16 protein-coding genes are annotated in these 16,492 nt (G+C 62.9%); 7 read left to right on the top strand and 9 right to left on the bottom strand.

Annotated features, from left to right (window positions below):
• Positions 1–26: 26 nt before the first annotated feature.
• Both H2510_RS16325 and H2510_RS16320 read right to left on the bottom strand, forming a co-directional pair.
• Positions 27–1,547 (bottom strand): carboxyl transferase domain-containing protein, encoded by a 1,521-nt coding sequence (locus H2510_RS16325; RefSeq protein ID WP_186629360.1) that lies wholly within the window; start codon positions 1,545–1,547, stop codon positions 27–29.
• Positions 1,544–2,746, bottom strand: coding sequence for a CaiB/BaiF CoA-transferase family protein (locus H2510_RS16320; protein WP_186629359.1), 1,203 nt, complete (start codon positions 2,744–2,746; stop codon positions 1,544–1,546). The genes H2510_RS16325 and H2510_RS16320 overlap by 4 nt, the downstream gene beginning before the upstream one ends.
• A gap of 120 nt (positions 2,747–2,866) precedes the next feature.
• On the opposite strand from H2510_RS16320, the gene H2510_RS16315 reads away from it, so the two are divergent.
• Positions 2,867–3,208: a uracil phosphoribosyltransferase gene (locus tag H2510_RS16315; RefSeq protein WP_186629358.1), complete on the top strand. Its 342-nt coding sequence runs from the start codon at positions 2,867–2,869 to the stop codon at positions 3,206–3,208.
• A 73-nt stretch (positions 3,209–3,281) separates the two neighbouring features.
• Here the strand turns inward: H2510_RS16315 and H2510_RS16310 are convergent, their stop codons facing one another.
• The gene (locus tag H2510_RS16310) at positions 3,282–4,508 is read right to left on the bottom strand and encodes a globin domain-containing protein (RefSeq protein ID WP_186629357.1); all 1,227 of its coding nucleotides are present in this window, start codon (positions 4,506–4,508) and stop codon (positions 3,282–3,284) included.
• 2 nt (positions 4,509–4,510) lie between these two features.
• The gene (locus tag H2510_RS16305; protein ID WP_186629356.1) at positions 4,511–4,984 is read right to left on the bottom strand and encodes an Rrf2 family transcriptional regulator; all 474 of its coding nucleotides are present in this window, start codon (positions 4,982–4,984) and stop codon (positions 4,511–4,513) included.
• Positions 4,985–5,140: 156 nt separating this feature from the next.
• Here H2510_RS16305 and gdhA point away from each other — a divergent pair, with 156 nt between their 5' ends.
• Positions 5,141–6,484, top strand: coding sequence for an NADP-specific glutamate dehydrogenase (gene gdhA, locus H2510_RS16300; protein WP_186629355.1), 1,344 nt, complete (start codon positions 5,141–5,143; stop codon positions 6,482–6,484).
• A gap of 61 nt (positions 6,485–6,545) precedes the next feature.
• Here the strand turns inward: gdhA and H2510_RS16295 are convergent, their stop codons facing one another.
• Both H2510_RS16295 and aztA read right to left on the bottom strand, forming a co-directional pair.
• On the bottom strand, positions 6,546–8,171 hold the full coding sequence (locus H2510_RS16295; protein ID WP_186629517.1) for a long-chain fatty acid--CoA ligase: 1,626 nt from the start codon (positions 8,169–8,171) through the stop codon (positions 6,546–6,548).
• 92 nt (positions 8,172–8,263) lie between these two features.
• A complete protein-coding gene (aztA, locus tag H2510_RS16290) occupies positions 8,264–8,896 on the bottom strand; it encodes a zinc ABC transporter ATP-binding protein AztA (RefSeq protein ID WP_261392980.1) in 633 nt (210 codons plus the stop codon).
• Positions 8,897–8,925: 29 nt separating this feature from the next.
• Here aztA and aztB point away from each other — a divergent pair, with 29 nt between their 5' ends.
• The 4 genes from aztB to aztD all read left to right on the top strand — a co-directional run bounded on the left by aztB (position 8,926) and on the right by aztD (position 13,303).
• The gene (gene aztB / locus H2510_RS16285) at positions 8,926–9,828 is read left to right on the top strand and encodes a zinc ABC transporter permease AztB (protein ID WP_186629353.1); all 903 of its coding nucleotides are present in this window, start codon (positions 8,926–8,928) and stop codon (positions 9,826–9,828) included.
• Entirely contained in the window at positions 9,828–11,057 is a 1,230-nt protein-coding gene (locus tag H2510_RS16280) for a hypothetical protein (protein WP_222438823.1), read from the top strand. The genes aztB and H2510_RS16280 overlap by 1 nt, the downstream gene beginning before the upstream one ends.
• Entirely contained in the window at positions 11,054–11,959 is a 906-nt protein-coding gene (aztC, locus tag H2510_RS16275) for a zinc ABC transporter substrate-binding protein AztC (protein WP_186629352.1), read from the top strand. The genes H2510_RS16280 and aztC overlap by 4 nt, the downstream gene beginning before the upstream one ends.
• Before the next feature lie 102 nt (positions 11,960–12,061).
• Positions 12,062–13,303: a zinc metallochaperone AztD gene (gene aztD, locus H2510_RS16270; protein ID WP_186629351.1), complete on the top strand. Its 1,242-nt coding sequence runs from the start codon at positions 12,062–12,064 to the stop codon at positions 13,301–13,303.
• A 101-nt stretch (positions 13,304–13,404) separates the two neighbouring features.
• On the opposite strand, the gene H2510_RS16265 is transcribed toward aztD, so the two are convergent.
• The gene (locus H2510_RS16265) at positions 13,405–13,680 is read right to left on the bottom strand and encodes a hypothetical protein (protein ID WP_136171616.1); all 276 of its coding nucleotides are present in this window, start codon (positions 13,678–13,680) and stop codon (positions 13,405–13,407) included.
• 180 nt (positions 13,681–13,860) lie between these two features.
• On the opposite strand from H2510_RS16265, the gene H2510_RS16260 reads away from it, so the two are divergent.
• Positions 13,861–14,496, top strand: coding sequence for a vancomycin high temperature exclusion protein (locus H2510_RS16260; protein ID WP_186629515.1), 636 nt, complete (start codon positions 13,861–13,863; stop codon positions 14,494–14,496).
• A gap of 16 nt (positions 14,497–14,512) precedes the next feature.
• On the opposite strand, the gene H2510_RS16255 is transcribed toward H2510_RS16260, so the two are convergent.
• Both H2510_RS16255 and H2510_RS16250 read right to left on the bottom strand, forming a co-directional pair.
• Positions 14,513–15,331 carry a CoA ester lyase gene (locus H2510_RS16255; protein WP_186629350.1) on the bottom strand — a complete coding sequence of 273 codons (819 nt, stop codon included), beginning with the start codon at positions 15,329–15,331 and terminating at the stop codon, positions 14,513–14,515.
• Positions 15,328–16,491, bottom strand: a complete 1,164-nt coding sequence (locus H2510_RS16250) for an acyl-CoA dehydrogenase family protein (RefSeq protein ID WP_186629349.1) — start codon at positions 16,489–16,491, stop codon at positions 15,328–15,330. Before H2510_RS16250 ends, H2510_RS16255 begins: the two co-directional genes overlap by 4 nt.
• Between the last annotated feature and the right edge of the window lies 1 nt (position 16,492).

Genomic DNA, 16,492 nt, shown 5'->3' with positions numbered 1-16,492 from the left:
ATTGCCCAAACCGGCGGGGTTTTTCGTTATTGCGGTACACCCAGGCGGCGGTAGCGGTCCAGGCGGGAGGCCACCAAGTCTTTAGGATCGGCGGCCAGTAATTGCGCAAGCTCGTGTTCGAGCACTTCGCCGAGTCGCGACAGGAACTCTGCGGGCTCATCGGCGGCGTCCGGTCGCTCGGCCACGATGCGGTCGACGACCCCGTTTCGTAACAGGTCGAGGCTGCGAACGCCCTGCGCATCGGCCATCTCGGCGGCGCGATCGGTGGTGTGGAACCTGATGGCGGATGCTCCTTCCGGCGGCAGAGGGGAGAGCCAGGCGTGTTGCGCGCAGAGCACTCGGTCGGCGGGAAGCAACGCGAGCGCGCCCCCACCTCCGCCTTGGCCGAGAAGCAGGCAGATCGTCGGTGCCGTCAGCGTGGTCAGTTCGACCAGACAGCGCGCGATTTCACCGGCAAGACCGCCCTCCTCGGCCTCCTTGCTCAACGCGGCACCTGCGGTGTCGATGACGGTGACCAGCGGTAACCGAAGTTCCTCCGCCAGGCGCATCCCGCGACGCGCTTCCCGTAGGCCGGCGGGGCCGAGCGGCAGATCTGCGAAAGTGCGGTCCTGGCCTAACAGCACACAGGCCGAGGCACCGAATTTTGCCAATGCCAGGAACAATCCTGGTTCCCACTCGCCTGCACCGGTGCCCTGCAACGGCGTGACGGTGTTCGCTGCCGCCTTCACCAATCGACGGACGCCTGGCCTGTCCGAACGTCGCGACCGACCGATCGACTCCCACGCTGGAACATCGTCCAAGCTTTCGAGCGGCACATTCGGTACCGGCGGTGGCGGCTCATGGGGAGCGCACAGGACAGCGAGGGCGGCGATGGCGACGCCGCGTAATTCCGCCGGGGGCACCACTGCGTCGACGAGACCATGCGCGGCAAGGTTTTCCGCTGTCTGCACACCTGCCGGGAAGTCCTCGCCGTACAACGCCTTGTAGACGCGCGGGCCGAGGAAGCCGACCAGTGCACCCGGCTCGGCGGCAGTCACGTGCCCCAGCGAACCCCACGAGGCGAACGCTCCACCCGTCGTCGGATGGCGAAGGTAGACGGCATAGGCCAGGCCCGCGGACTTGTGCGCTGCGACTGCGGCCGAAATCTTGACCATCTGCATGAAGGCGACTGCGCCCTCCTGCATCCGAGTGCCACCGGAGGTAGGTACTGCAAGCAACGGCAAACTCTCCGCGGTGGCACGCTCGATCGCCAGCACCAATCGTTCCGCGGCCGCGACCCCAATCGAGCCGGCCAGAAACTTGAACTCGCACATGACGATTGCGACTCGACGGCCATCGAGCAACGCCTCACCGGTGAGGACGGCCTCGTCCAACCCGGTACTCGTCCGGGCTGCATCGAGTTCGTCGAGATAGCTCTGCTCCGGTGGTCCGTGCACCCCTATCGGGGCCAGAGGCTCGCTGTCCCATCGGACGAAGCTTTCGGCGTCGACGACCAGTTCGACGAGTTCGAGTGCCCCAAGCCTGGGAGGTGCACCCGCGCGAGTCATCTGGCAGCCTCGAGCCATGCGCGGATGGAGTCACCGTGTTGATCGAGGGTGGGCGGCGCGGCGTGAGTTGTCCGCATACCGGCACCGTCGCAATCTTCGTCGAACCGTAGTGGTGGCCCGGGCAGGCTGATCGTTCCCAGAGCAGAGTGGTCGACGTCGATCAACAGACCCTGGGAGCGGGTCTGATCCCAGGTGTAGACCTCGGCGAGATCGCGGACCTTTCCTGCCGGGATGCCCAGGTCGTCCAACACACCGAGGAGCTTGTCGCTCGGCCATTCACCGAACTTTTCCTCGACCGCGGCGATGACCGCATCTCGGTCGGCGACACGTTGTGGATTGGTAGCCCACTCCGGGCGGTCGAGTCCGAACTCGGGTGCGAAGCGGCGCCACAATCCTTCACTGCCCACGGCAATCTGGACCGGACCCTCGGCCGAGTGGAACAGCCCGTACGGGCAGATCGACGGATGATGGCCACCCGTCGGGCGGGGCACCTCACCGGCAACGGTGTAGCGCGTGCCCTGAAAAGCGTGGACTCCGACGATGGCGGCCAACAAGCTGGTGCGCACCACTCGACCGCGGCCCGTGGTGTTGCGCTCATGCAGTGCGGCGACTACGCCGTAGGCGCCGTTCATCCCCGCCAGGAGGTCTCCGATCGGGACGCCCACCCGTGTCGGTTCTTCCTGCGACGGCCCGGTCAACGACATAAGGCCGGCTTCGCCTTGTGCGATCTGGTCGTAGCCAGGGCGAGCGCCTTCGGGTCCGTCATGACCGAATCCGGTGATCGACAGGACCACCAGACGCGGATTGAGCTCATGTAGCTTCTCCATGCTGAAGCCGAGGCGATCCAAGACCCCTGGACGGAAGTTCTCGACAAGCACGTCCGCACGCCCGATCAACTCGGTCAGCGTGTTGCGGCCGTCGTCGCCCTTGAGGTCGAGGGCAATGGACTCCTTGTTGCGGTTGCACGACAAGAAGTACGTCGAGTGCCGTTCGCCGTCTTCGTCCGGAACGAACGGCGGACCCCAGCTTCGAGTGTCGTCACCTCCGATGGGGGACTCGACCTTGATCACACGCGCACCGAGATCGCCCAGCATCATCGCTGCATGCGGTCCGGCCAGCGCACGGGAAAGATCTACGACGAGACAATCGCTCAAGGGCCCGACGGTGTTCTCGGGTCCAACGGAATCAGGAGGTGTCATAGGTCACGAGTCAACGTGCACGCCGTGAGGAAGTCCCTGTCAAATGTTGCCGACGCTGACCGGGCGGCTCGGCACATTTTCGCCTGCAGACCAGCGGCAGGTACCCCTTAGTCTTCGGCCATGGACATGCATGTGGTCGACCATCCGCTCGCGGCAACACTTCTGACGACGATGCGTGACGCGCGCAGTGACAACGCGACCTGTACCCCGGTGTTCGTTCTCGATCCGATGGTGGCTACCGGTGGTTCGATGTTGCGCACGATCGAACTGTTGGTTGCGCGCGGAGCCACCGACGTGGCCGTCGTGTGCGTAGTGATCACTCCGGAAGGCGTTGCAGCATTGGAGAGTTCGACATTTCCGGTAAGGCTGGTGACGGCGAGCATCGACGAAGGGCTCGACGAGGATGCCATCGTCGTACCCGGACTCGGCGACGCGGGAGACCGTCAGTTCGGCCCGCGCTGAGATTGTGGGTGCATAGGTGAGCCGGTGAGGTCGGCTGTGGCGCCCGACCTCACCGGCGAGAAACTGCTACTGCTTACGCAGTGCGCTGAATTCCCATGCTGTCCGGACCGAAGACCTCGAAGTGAATGTTCTCGGTCGCCACGTTCTTGTCCATCAATGCGTTGCGAATTTCGAGCATGAAGGGCAGCGGTCCGCAGACGTACGCGTGCGCCTCGGGTGCGATCTCGATGTTGTTCAGCTGCGCGCGGCCCTTGCTGATCGAATCGTCCGAAGGACGCGCGCCGAGGTTCTCGTACCAGCGGTGCAGGGTCGCCGAGGGGATTCGATCGACGAGGTGACCCAATTCGGCGCGGTGAGCATGATCGCTCTGGGTGCGGTCGGCATGCAGCACCGAGATGGAGCGTGTGTCATTGCTTTCGGCCAAGTAGTTCAGCATGCCGATCATGGGAGTGCAGCCGATTCCCGCCGAGACGAGCAGCAGCGGTGCATCGTCGTCAGTGAGCATCAAGTCACCGAACGGTGTGGTCACATCGAGAATGTCACCCTCGAAGACGTTGTTGAACAGGTAGTTCGACACCTCACCGGCAGCTACTTCCGACCCGTCTGCGGACACCTTCGAAGGGATGCGCTTGACGGTGATCCGCCAGTCAGCGTCCATTGGAGCCGAGGACAGGCTGTACTGGCGAATCTGGCGCGCCCCGTCTTCGAGGTGAACCGCGACGGAAAGGTACTGGCCCGGAATGAAACTCGGTAGCGGCTCGCCATCGAGGGAGGCGAGCACGAAGGAAACGGTATCTGCCGATTCGAAACGTCGATCGAGCACGCGGACCTGTCGCCACACATCACCGATCTCGACGCCGGCGCTCTTGTACAGGCCGGCCTCCATCGAGATCAGCATGTCGGCCATCATCCAGTAGACCTCGGTCCATGCGGCCGCAACTTCTGGTGTGACAGCACTTCCCAGTTCGGTGGCGATCGCGCCGAACAAGTAGTCGTAAACAACCTGGTACTGCGCAGGTTCGATGCCCAGAGAAGCGTGCTTGTGGGCGATGCGGGTAAGGATCATGTCCACCCGGTCCTGGTCCTCTTCCAGCTGCAGGGACGCGAAGGCAGCGATGGCACCGGCCAACGCTTTCTGCTGCTCGCCCTGCTTCTGGTTGCCGCGGTTGAAGAGATTGCGTTCCAAGTCTGGGTGATCGATGAACATGGTGCGGTAGAACGTCGTCGTGATGTCACCGATGGCAGCACCGACTACAGGGAGCGTGGCCCGGATGACCTCTTTGGACTCTGTGGAAAGCATGTCTATTCCCCGATCATTGTTTTCACTGTTGGCAACCTGCTGGGCATCGCAGGAAGTGTGAGCAGGACCCCGCGCGTCGGTTGGTTGATGACATCTTCGATCAGGAGCTCGTCCAAAGAGGCGAAGAACGCCTCTCGTGCGCGCCGCAGTGCCGGCCGCAAAAGGCAGCCGGCTCGTAGCGGGCACGGGTTCGATCCATCACACTCGATGACCTCCGACTCGCCTTCCAGACGACGTGCGAGCCAGCCGATCGACGCAGTTCTACCGAGCTCGGTGATAGCCAAACCGCCACCGCGACCGCGACGAGCATCGACAATTCCGAGCTCCGACAGACGAGCGATCACCTTGGCAGCATGGGTGTACGAGATTGCCAATTGCTCGGCAATGTCCTTGCTGCCTGGGCGATCTCCAGGCTGTTCGACGGCCAGGCGCATGACGATTCTCAGGCCGAGATCGGTGAACCGGGTCAACTGCATGTCACGACAATATTTCAATATGCATTTCAGATACCAATTATGTGAGCCACGAGACAGCAACTGCCCGTCAGGACGTTGGAAGGCAACCGGGCTCACCACGAGGTAGGTCCAGTTGTTACCGTCATGTTTCGTATTTCTCACTCAGGAGGCAAGTGCGTGTCCACGCGTGACCAGATCGAAACGATTTACGAGCAAGTCCTGACGCGCAACGCCGGCGAGCCCGAGTTTCATCAGGCGGCCGCCGAGGTGTTCGACTCGCTCAAGGTTGTCATCGATCGACGCCCGGAATACGCCGAAGCCGGACTCATCGAGCGCCTGTGTGAGCCGGAACGGCAGATCATCTTCAGGGTGCCCTGGGTGGACGACTCCGGATCGGTACAGGTCAACCGCGGATTCAGGGTGCAGTACAACAGCGCGCTCGGACCCTACAAGGGCGGTTTGCGCTTCCACTCCACCGTCAACCTGGGGATCGTCAAGTTCCTGGGCTTCGAACAGATCTTCAAGAACGCCCTCACCGGCCTTCCTATCGGTGGCGGCAAAGGCGGTTCGGACTTCGACCCCAAGGGTCGATCCGAAGCCGAGGTGATGCGGTTCTGCCAGTCGTTCATGACCGAGTTGCATCGCCACATCGGCGAGTACACCGATGTTCCTGCCGGGGACATCGGCGTCGGAGGCCGAGAGATCGGTTACCTGTTCGGCCAGTACAAGCGTCTGACCAACTCGTACGAATCAGCGGTGCTCACCGGCAAGGGAACCTCCTGGGGCGGTTCGCAGGTTCGGCGTGAAGCTACCGGTTACGGCGTCGCATACTTCGTCGCCGACATGCTCGAAGCGCTCGGTACCTCCCTCGACGGCAAAACCGTGGTCGTGTCAGGTTCCGGGAACGTCGCGGTCTATGCAATCGAGAAGGTTCACCAGCTCGGCGGCAAAGTCGTCGCGTGTTCGGACTCCTCCGGCTACATCTTCGATCCCAACGGCATCGACCTCGATCTTCTGAAGGAGATCAAAGAGGTACGACGCGAACGTATCGGCACCTACTGCGACACCGTCGCGGGAGCGACGTTCACCGAGGCAGGGTCGATCTGGGACGTGCCCTGCGACGTCGCCATGCCGTCGGCAACTCAGAACGAACTCGACGGGGACGCAGCGAATACCCTCGTCGCGAACGGTGTCAAGGTCGTGGCCGAAGGCGCAAACATGCCCACCACCCCCGCAGCGGCTCAGGTGTTCCGCGACGCATCCGTCGCCTTCGCGCCGGGCAAGGCCGCCAATGCGGGCGGTGTCGCCACCTCCGCTCTCGAAATGCAACAGAACGCATCCCGCGACTCCTGGAGCTTCGAGTACACCGACGAGCGACTCGCGGCGATCATGCGCGGTATCCACCACCGGACGATCGAAACCGCGGAGGAGTACGGCAAGCCCGGCGACTACGTCCACGGTGCGAATATCGCAGGCTTCATCAAGGTCGCCGACGCGATGATCGCGCTCGGAATAGTCTGATCCGTTTCGAGGGTCGTAGAGCGATCTGCCGTCGATGACGAAAGATCGCTCTACGACAGCTCTATCGCAGCTCTACGACGTCGAGCTTTCCGTCGGCGTGGGTGCTGCGCAGCCGCTTCTTGTCGTACTTCCCGACGCTCGTCTTGGGTACTTCCTCGATGAATGTCCAGCGTTCAGGAAGCTGCCAGTGGGCGACCCGGCCGGCAAGGAACTCCCGTAGTTCCTCGGCCGAAACCTTTTCGCCGTCGCGCACGACGACAGCGACCAGTGGACGCTCGTCCCATTTCTGATCGGGAACTCCGATGACTGCTGCCTCGCGCACAGCGGGATGTTCCATCACCTGGTTCTCCAACTCGACCGAGGAGATCCATTCGCCACCGGACTTGATTATGTCCTTCGACCGGTCCGTAAGCCGCAGGAATCCGCCCGAAGAGATGGTGCCGACGTCGCCGGTCCTGAGCCAGCCGTCGTCGAACTTGTCGGCGGCATCGCCGCGGTAGTAACTGGCCGTGATCCATGGACCGCGAACCTCGAGTTCGCCGACCTGCTTGCCGTCCCACGGCAGTTCCTTACCGGCGTCGTCGACGAGTCGAGCGCGGACGGCGGCCACGAATCGACCTTGTGTGCAACGAAGATCGAACTCCTCTTCGGGTGAGAGTCCGGCGTCGGGCCGTCCGGAGGTGCCTAGCGGAGAGGTTTCGGTCATGCCCCAAGCCTGGGTGATGTGAACGCCGTACTCGTCGTGGAACGCGCGCATCAGGCTCGGCGGGCAGGCGCTCCCACCGACCACCACGTCGCGCAGGCTCGACAGATCGGCGGGGTGCTCGGTCAGGTAGGAGTGCAGTGCCTGCCAGATCGTCGGAACGGCGGCTGCGGCAGTGGGGCGCAGAGTGGAAATCATCTCGGCCAGAGGTGCGGGCTGTAGATACTTGTCCGGCATGATCAGTGAGGCGCCCACCATCAGTGCCGCGTAGGGGAGTCCCCAGGACATGGCGTGGAACATCGGGACGATCGCAAGTACCTTGTCGGACTGTGCAATTGCCATGGCGTCGGTCATACATGCCTGCATCGAATGCAGCCAAATCGAGCGATGCGAGTACACGACACCCTTGGGGTCTCCGGTGGTTCCAGAGGTGTAACACATTGCCGCAGCGGATCGTTCGTCGAGTTCGGGCCAGTCGAATTCTTCGGGGTGGCCGGACAGGAAGTCCTCGTAACCGTGCACTGTCATGCTCGCCGGCGCCTGCACGGCCGACGGGTCGGCGCCGACGACGATCAGATGGCGCACGGTCGACATCGTGGGAAGCAACGGCGTGAGCAGTGGTAGCAGGCTCGCGTCGGCGATGATGACCTGATCTTCAGCGTGGTCGGCGATGTAGGTGAGCTGCTCCGGGAACAGTCTGATGTTGAGCGTGTGCAGCACCGCGCCCATGGCGGGCACCGCCATGTACGCCTCCATGTGCGCGGCGTTGTTCCACATGAATGTCGCTACGCGCTGGTCACCGTCGATGCCGATGGAGCGCAGTGCATGTGCGAGTTGTGCTGCGCGCCTGCCCAAGTCACCAAAAGTAACCGTCGTCGGGCCGTTGTCACCCCAGGTAGTGACCTCGGCGGCAGAGTGAATCGTGGTGCCGAATCGAACGAGTTGACCGATCGACAGCGGCGTGTCCTGCATGGTGCTCTTCACGAAATTCTTCACTCCTCGGATTCGAACGACGACACCGCGGTATGTGCCGTGCATCACAGTATGCACAGTACCTACTTCGCCGGACGAACCACCTACGAGTTCAGGATCTCGCCCCGCCCGAGCGCGATTCTCGCGTGGGCGCGTCGGGCGTCGTCCGCGTCGTGCGTGGCCATCACCACGATGGCTCCCCGTGCTGCCTCGTCGTCGATGACGCTGTCGATGATCTCGCGGGCCTCCGCGTCGAGGCCGGTGGTGGGTTCGTCCAGGAGGACGAGATCGCCGCGCTCGACGAGTGCCTGGGCGAGGAGAGCGCGCTGACGCTGGCCACCGGAAAGTGTCGACAGTCTGCGCGAATGCAGTTCGGTGAGCTGCAACCGTGCGATGGCAGCGTCGACGGATTTCCTGTCATCCGAACCGGCTCGGCCGAGAATGCCGCGCCGCGGCCAGGTGCCCATCTCGATCACCTCACGCACACTGACGGGCATGCGATCGTTGACATCACTGCGTTGCGGGACGTAGCTGACGCACCGTCGGCCGAGGTTCACCGTTCCCGAGGTTGGGCGCACGATGCCGGCGAGTGCCTGCAGGAGCGTCGATTTTCCGGAGCCGTTGTGTCCGACGAGTGCGGTGACGGTGCCTGGCACGAAGCTTGCGCTTACATCTGTCAACGCAATGGTCGATCCATACGCAACGGACAAGGATTGCACCGACACCGATTCGCTCATGACAATCATTGTCACATAGTATCCTCGCCGTGGACTGGTTATTAGACCCCCTGGCGGTTTCTTTCGTGCAGCGTGCCCTTTTTGCCGGCATGCTTGTGTCGATCCTGTGCGCACTCGTCGGCACCTGGGTCGTGTTGCGCGGCATGGCATTTCTCAGCGATGCGATCTCGCATGGAATGTTGCCCGGTGTTGCAATCGCCTATTTGATGAGCGCCAATCTGATGGTCGGTGCCGCCGCGAGCGCGGTGGTGATGATCGGGGGAGTGGCATGGGTGTCGCGCAACTCGTCCCTTTCGGAGGACACCGGCATCGGACTGCTCTTCGTCGGCATGCTCGCACTCGGGGTCGTCATCGTCTCGCGGGCGCGGTCTTTCGCCGTCGATCTGACGGCCTTCCTATTCGGCGACGTGCTTTCCGCGACATATACGGACTTGGTGTTCCTCGCGTTCGCAGCCGCGTTCGCGTCGACGGTGTCCGTCGTCGCCTATCGACCCTTCGTCGCGCTCGTCTTCGACGAACGTAAAGCGCAGACGTTCGGCTTCAGGCCCCGCCTGACGCACGTGGTTTTGCTGGGGCTCGTCGTGCTGGCAGTCGTGGCATCGTTCCGCATCGTCGGGACGCTGCTCGTGTTCGGCTTGCTCGTCGCACCATCGGCAACCGCGTACCTGTTCGGCCGCTCGATCGTGCAGTCGATGATTATTGCCACGCTGCTCGGGTGGTCGGCCACAGTGATCGGTCTCGTTGTGTCGTGGAACGCGAACACCGCAGCGGGCGCCACCATTGCCGGTCTGGCGGTGCTGCAGTTCTTCGTGATCGCGGCCGTGAAATCGAGTCGGGAAGCTTCGAGAGCAAAGCAGGCGGAGAGGCAGCCGATAGGGCCGACCGACATCGCTCGACCCGAGAATCGTAAACGCTTCAGTGAGGAGTTTTGATGTCTGTACCTAAATTGATCATGACCGTTGGTGTACTCACAGTGACGATTGCAGGATGTAGCACCGAATCCTCGGGAGAAGTCCCCGCCGAATCGACGGCGGGTGCTGCACGCACCGGGAGTGACCTCGCCGCGGAGGCTGGATCGACGGAGGTCGAGGGCTCGGAACCGCGGCTGGTGATCGCGGACGCCGACTCGGGACGGATCGAGGTCATCGACCTGGCGACCGAGGAATCCGTCGGTTCTTTCGACGTCGGGAATCCAGCGCAGCTGACCACGGTGAACGGCCGCTACGTCGTCGCGGTCGACGGCGAAGGGGGACGCGTCGACTTCCTGGATCCGGGTTCGTGGACCATCGAGCACGGAGACCACTCCCACTCGTACGTCAAGGACCCGGCCGAGATCGGATCGCTCGACGGCGAGGATCCTGCCCACGTCTTAGTAGGTGACCGCAAGGTGGCAGTGTTCTACGACGGCACTGGAACGGCAGACGTCGTCGACTTCGACACGCTGAGCAAGGGCGAGGTCACCGTGGCCACCACGATCGATGCTCTCGCGCCCCACCATGGCATCGCCGTCCCAGTGTCCGACCAGTACGTCGTATCGAGCGGGGGTGACGAGGACGATCTGCCGAACGCACTCGAATTGCGCAACGAGGCAGGCGAACTGGTGCGTACTCTCGATGGGGCATGCCCCGAGATGCATGGCGCGGCTGTGTTCTCGCGCTACTTCGTCCTCGCATGCGAGGATGGCGTGCTGAAGGTCGAGGACGATTTCACTACGGCCAAGCTGCCCTACCCGACGGTCGGAAATCGGGCATGGTCGTTCGACCATCAAGGCAAGGGAGCGATCGTCTCCGCGGCCACCGCCGAGGGTGTACTCGCACTCGACACCCGCTCGGGCCGTTGGGTCGAGGCGAAAACCGCAGACAAGGCACTGGCATCCGGTGTGTCGGGTGACGGCAAGACCATTTTCTCACTGCAGACGGATGGCACCTTTCGCACGTTCGACTGGGCGACCGGCGCGGAACTGTCGTCGACGCCGGTGCTGTCCGCGCGGTACGACGGAGACGGCCCGGTGCCGTCGGTGCAGGTCGGCGGCAACAGGGTGTACGTCTCCGACCCAGTAGCAGACACCGTCGTCGAGATCGACTACCGCGACGCAGGGCGTATTTCCCGCACCCTCGATCTCGGCTTCTCGCCTGCATCGTTCGGCGTGGTCGGCGCATGAAAAGGATAGTGCTGCTGGTTCTTCTGCTCGTTGCTGTCTCGGCTGGATGCGTAGACTCGGGTGCTGCCGACAAGCCGACCGTGGTGGTCACCACGAACATCCTCGGTGACATCACGTCGAACATCGTCGGTGAGCAGGCCGACGTACTGGTATTGATGCCGCCCAATTCGGATCCGCACTCGTTCGAAATCTCGGCGTCGGAGGCCGCGCAGGTCGAGTCGGCTGAGCTGTTGATAGCCAATGGCCTCGGGTTGGAGGGCGGCGTTGCAAACACAATCGAGGCCGCACGCTCCGAGGGCGTGGACGTCGTCGAAGCAGGGCCGGCCGCCGACCCCATCGCGTACGTGACCGGGCAGTCGGCGGGAGTGCAGGACCCACATGTATGGACCGACCCGAACCGAATGCGTGCGGTGGTCGACTTGATCCGCGATGCGGTGAAGGATTCGGTAGAGGGGGTGGACAAGTCCGCAATCGATTCTGCTGCTGCGCAATACGGTGCGCAGCTCGTCGAACTCGACAAGCGTATGGGCGAACGATTCGGAATGATCGCACCGGACAAGCGCAGACTGGTGACCAACCATCACGTGTTCGGCTACCTCGCCGATCGCTACGACTTCGAGATCATCGGAGCGATCATTCCGAGTGGCACGACACTGGCCTCGCCCAGTGCATCGGACCTCTCCGACCTGGCGGGGACGGTGCGTGCAGCAGGGGTGAGAACGATATTCGTCGACTCCTCGCAGCCCGACCGGTTGGCGCAGGTCATGGCGTCGGAGGCCGGCGTGGACATCGGGGTGGTCGAGTTGTACACCGAATCGTTGGGTGACGAGAACTCCGCGGCGTCGACGTACCTGGACATGATGGAGTACAACTCGACGATGGTCGCGTCCGGCCTGTCCTAGCGCCCCCTGCGGAATCGAAGCAGACCAAAACTGTTGTCACACTTGAACTGTGTACTTAAATGGTTTTGACAATCATTTGCAACTAGCGGTACATTTCCGTTCATGAAAATTATTCGTTCGTATCGCAACCTCGGCGTGGTTGTCGCGCTGAGCACTTCGGTCGCGCTTCTCGCGGCCTGCTCGTCCGAAGCCGGCACGGAAGCGGAGTCTGCCGACGTCGCTACCGAAACGGCTGCTACACAGTCCAATTCGGAGCCGAAACCGCGGCTGGCCACCAGTTACGACGGCGGCGTACTGATCCTCGACGCCACAACGCTCGAGACTGTCGAGGACATCTCCGGTATCGAAGGTTTTACTCGGCTCAACCCGGCCGGCGACGGACGGCACCTTGTGGTCAGCGGTTCGGGGGCATTCACCGCCCTCGACGCCGGGACATGGACCGACCGTTCGCAGTCCTACACGTCCACGCCCGCACTGACCGACATCGAATTCGATGCAACCACCCCGGGACACGTCGTGCGGCACGACGGCAAGACGGTGCTCTTCGATGACGGCACCGGCAAGGTCGAGATGTTCGAGTCGGCCGCGCTGCTGAAAGGCAGCAAGCCCGAAGTCGAGAGCTACACGACGCCGGAGGCTCATCATGGTGTCGCCGTGGCGCTCTCGGATGGCTCACTGCTCACCACCATCGGAAATGAAGACGAGCGCACGGGCATCGTCGTGCTCGATGCCGATCGCAAGGAGATCGCCCGGAACGAGGAGTGCCCGGGCGTGCACGGTGAAGCTGTTGCCGCTGATGAGACCGTAGTCGTGGGATGCGAGGACGGCGTGCTCATCTACCGTGACGGCGAAATTCGCAAGGTACAGAGTCCGGACGCCTACGGCCGAATCGGAAATCAGGCCGGCGACGAGGACTCACCGATCCTGCTCGGTGACTACAAGAGCGATCCTGATGCCGAGCTGGAGCGTCCGACCCGCGTGTCGTTGACCGACACCGCCTCGGGTGAGCTCACGCTGGTAGACCTCGGCACCAGCTACACCTTCCGTTCTCTCGGCCGCGGACCGGACGGGGAAGCGATCGTGCTCGGCACCGACGGAGCGCTCCATATCATCGACGTCGACACGAAGGCCGTCGCCGAGACGATACCGGTCGTCGATGCCTGGGAAGAGCCCGTCAAGTGGCAGGAACCGCGTCCGGCGTTGTTCGTGCAGGACGGCATCGCATATGTGTCGGATCCGGCCGGCAACGCAGTCCACGCAGTGGATCTGGCAACCGGCGAAGTTTCGACTTCCGGCGAACTGGCCCACACGCCCAACGAGCTGACCGGGGTCACCGGGAGGTAGAAATCGCACCCGGATCCCGATGACTCCCGGCTCGTTCCTTCCCGGCGTCGGCCCGCTCGGAGTAGTGGGTGCTGACGGTCGAGCCGGGACTTGTCTCCGCGCTAGGGCCGATCGAGGTAGAACTCTGCGATCTCGGTCGCGACGGCTGCCACCGCCGACGCGAGACCGGGTTCCATATCGAGCGCGTTCGCCAGTTCTGCGCCTCTGAGATCGCGGGTTCGCAGGAGATCCCAGGCCTGTTCGACGGCACGTACCGATGTCGTAAAGTCGAGCTCCGGGCGGTTCGAGCGCAGCGCCGTTGCCGCCCAATCTGCGTCGAAGGTTCCGCGGGGTGGTCCGAACACTCGCTCGCCGGAGGTATAGCTCTTCGGTTCCATGTACGCCGATGGTAGCTACATTCGCCGCACGCTGGATCTACCACCTTTCGGACAGAAGCGTGCCGATCCTGGCAAGGTAGGTTGGCTTCGGTATACGTGAGACATCACGTGCGCGGTGACGATCGGAGTCTGGTGAGCAGGGCGAACAAAGAACGGCGATCGAAAACGTTTCGCCGCACGATGATTCGTGCGGTCATCGCGGCGATCGGAGTGGTCCTCGCTATCGTCCTGGCATCGGCCGCCTGGGTCGCTGCAGTGTCGTTCGGCCGTGTTCACGATGTCGCGGACGCACCGGATGCGCCGGTGGTCATCGTGCTCGGCTCGCAAGTCCGAGACGGCAAGCCGATGAAGTTTCTCGCCGGACGGCTCGATGCCGCCATCGAGATCTACGACTCCGGGAGAGCACGGGCGATTCTGGTTTCCGGCGACGCACATGGCCACTCGGGCAACGAGATCGCGGCGATGACAGAGTATCTCGTCGACGCCGGAATCGATCGCGACAAGATCGTCGGTGACGACTACGGTCTCGATACCTTCGACACCTGCGCCCGTGCGTCGGACACGTTCGGTGTCAGCCGGGCACTGATCGTCAGCCAGGGTCTGCACGTGTCACGTGCCGTCGCACTGTGCCGGGACGCAGGGATCGATGCGCACGGGATCGACGCCGACTGCGAATGCAACTGGCTGGCAGTCGTCCGGAACTATGCGCGCGAGTGGTTGGCCCGCCCCAAAGCGGTCCTCGACCTACTCTCCGGGCGCCCGCCCGCCGTCGTCACGCCCCCGGACGAATCGCTCACAGCGGCGTCCCGGGGCTGACGAAGCGGCAGTTCGCTCAGCTCCGTGCGCGTTCTACGATTCGGCGCGCACGCTTCGCGACGGCCTCATCGATGAGGAATCCACGTGCATCGGTGGCAACGCCGGAGGCCGCCGAGTCGAGTGTGCTCAATACTGCTTCGGCCTCCATGACGGCCTCAGCCGTGGGTGTGAAGATGCGCCGAGTAGGCGCGAGCTGAGCTGGGTGAATGCATGCTCGCCCGATGAAGCCGAGACCTGCCAATGTCGCGGTATCGGCCTCGAATGCTGCTTCGTCGCGGAAGTTTCTGGACACCGCTGCAGGTGGCGGGGAGATGCCGGCGGCAATGCTGGCCGCGACGATGTGGCTGCGCGCGACCAGCAGTGAGGAACCGTCGCCGACCTCGATGCCAAGTTCTGCTGCCAGATCGACTTCACCGATTTGCAAGAACTTCATTCGAGGCGCACGTGCAATCGCGAGAGCCTCGAACAATCCACCCGCGGTTTCGATCAAGGCCGACACAGCGGCGTGGGGAGCGATCCTCCTCAACAGCGCGTCTACAACCTCGACATCTGCCGCGGATTCGACTTTGGGTAGCCAGATTCCGGTCACATGTGGGTGGGCGACCGCACGAATATCGTCGAGAGATCCAGGATTGACCCGAACCCAGATCTCGACTCCGCCTGGATCGCACCCCGCAATCCATTCCGCCACCGTTGCACGTGCATAGTCTTTGTTCGCTACGGCAACCGCGTCCTCGAGATCCAGTACCACCGCATCCGCACCGGATGCGAGGGCCTTGTCGAAGCGACTCGGTACATCGCCAGGAACGTACAGGTACGTCAGCGCGGTGGTCACCCGATGACTCCCGTTCCGGCAACCAGGGACTTGGCGATGACTGTCCGCATGATGTCGTTGGTGCCTTCACCGATCGCCATCAGCGGTGCATCGCGGTACAAACGCTCGACGACGAATTCGGTGGAGTATCCGTATCCACCGTGTATGCGCATGGCCTCCAAGCTGGCAGTGATGGCTGTTTCGGACGCGAAGTACTTGGCCATGCCGGCCTCCATGTCGACTCGCTTGCCCGAATCGGCTTGTGATGCAGCCCAATACGTCATGAGCCTTGCAGCTTGTAGTTGTGTGGCGATATCGGCGATCTTGAGCTGAATGGCCTGGAACTCGGCAATGGGCTGACCGAAAGCGGTGCGTTCCTTGGCGTATGCAAGCGCTGCATCGTATGCGGCTTGCGCGATACCGACGCTTCGGCCGGCGATGTTGAGGCGCCCGATTTCCAGTCCGGACAATGCCTGCTGCAACCCACGGCCTTCGACGCCGCCGAGCAAGGCGTCGACCGGCACCCGTACGTCGGTCAGTGCAATCTCGCACGATTCGGTGCCCTTGTAGCCGAGTTTGCCCATATCCCGCTGGACCTCGAAACCATCGGTGTCCGTATCGATCAACAACAGGCTCATGCCCTTATGGGCAGGCGTGGTGCTCGTGTCGGTTTTGACGAGTACCGGCAGCACGTTGGCATGGCGAGCGTTGGTGATCCAGGTTTTGGCACCGTTGACGATGTAGTGGTCACCGTCGCGTTTGGCGGTGGTCTTGATTCCCTGTAGGTCGGTGCCTGCGCCGGGCTCGGTGAGGCCGACACCGGTGCGGTACTCACCGCTCGCCAGCTTGGGGAGCAACGCTCGCTTCTGCTCTTCGGTGCCGTGCTTGTTGATCATCCAGCACGAGAGATTATGGCTGCCGAGGATGCCTGCGACGCCCATCCAGCCGCGAGCAAGTTCCTCGTAGACGAGGGTGAACGACACCTTGTCGAGGTCGATACCACCGTATTCTTCGGGGGTCGTGATTCCGAACAGTCCCATTGCCTTCATGTGCTCGACGATTTCGGTGGGGTAGCGGCCGGTCTTCTCCCACTCGTTCGCGACGGGGATGATTTCTTTGTCGACGAAGTGGCGCAGTGCTTTACGGAAATCGAGCTGTTGTTCGTTGTACGTGAAATCCACG

Source organism: Rhodococcus sp. BP22, from assembly GCF_014281965.1.
GTDB lineage: Bacteria > Actinomycetota > Actinomycetes > Mycobacteriales > Mycobacteriaceae > Rhodococcoides.
The sequence above is the reverse complement of the archived record's forward strand: the minus strand, read 5'-3'. Positions and strand labels throughout refer to the sequence as shown.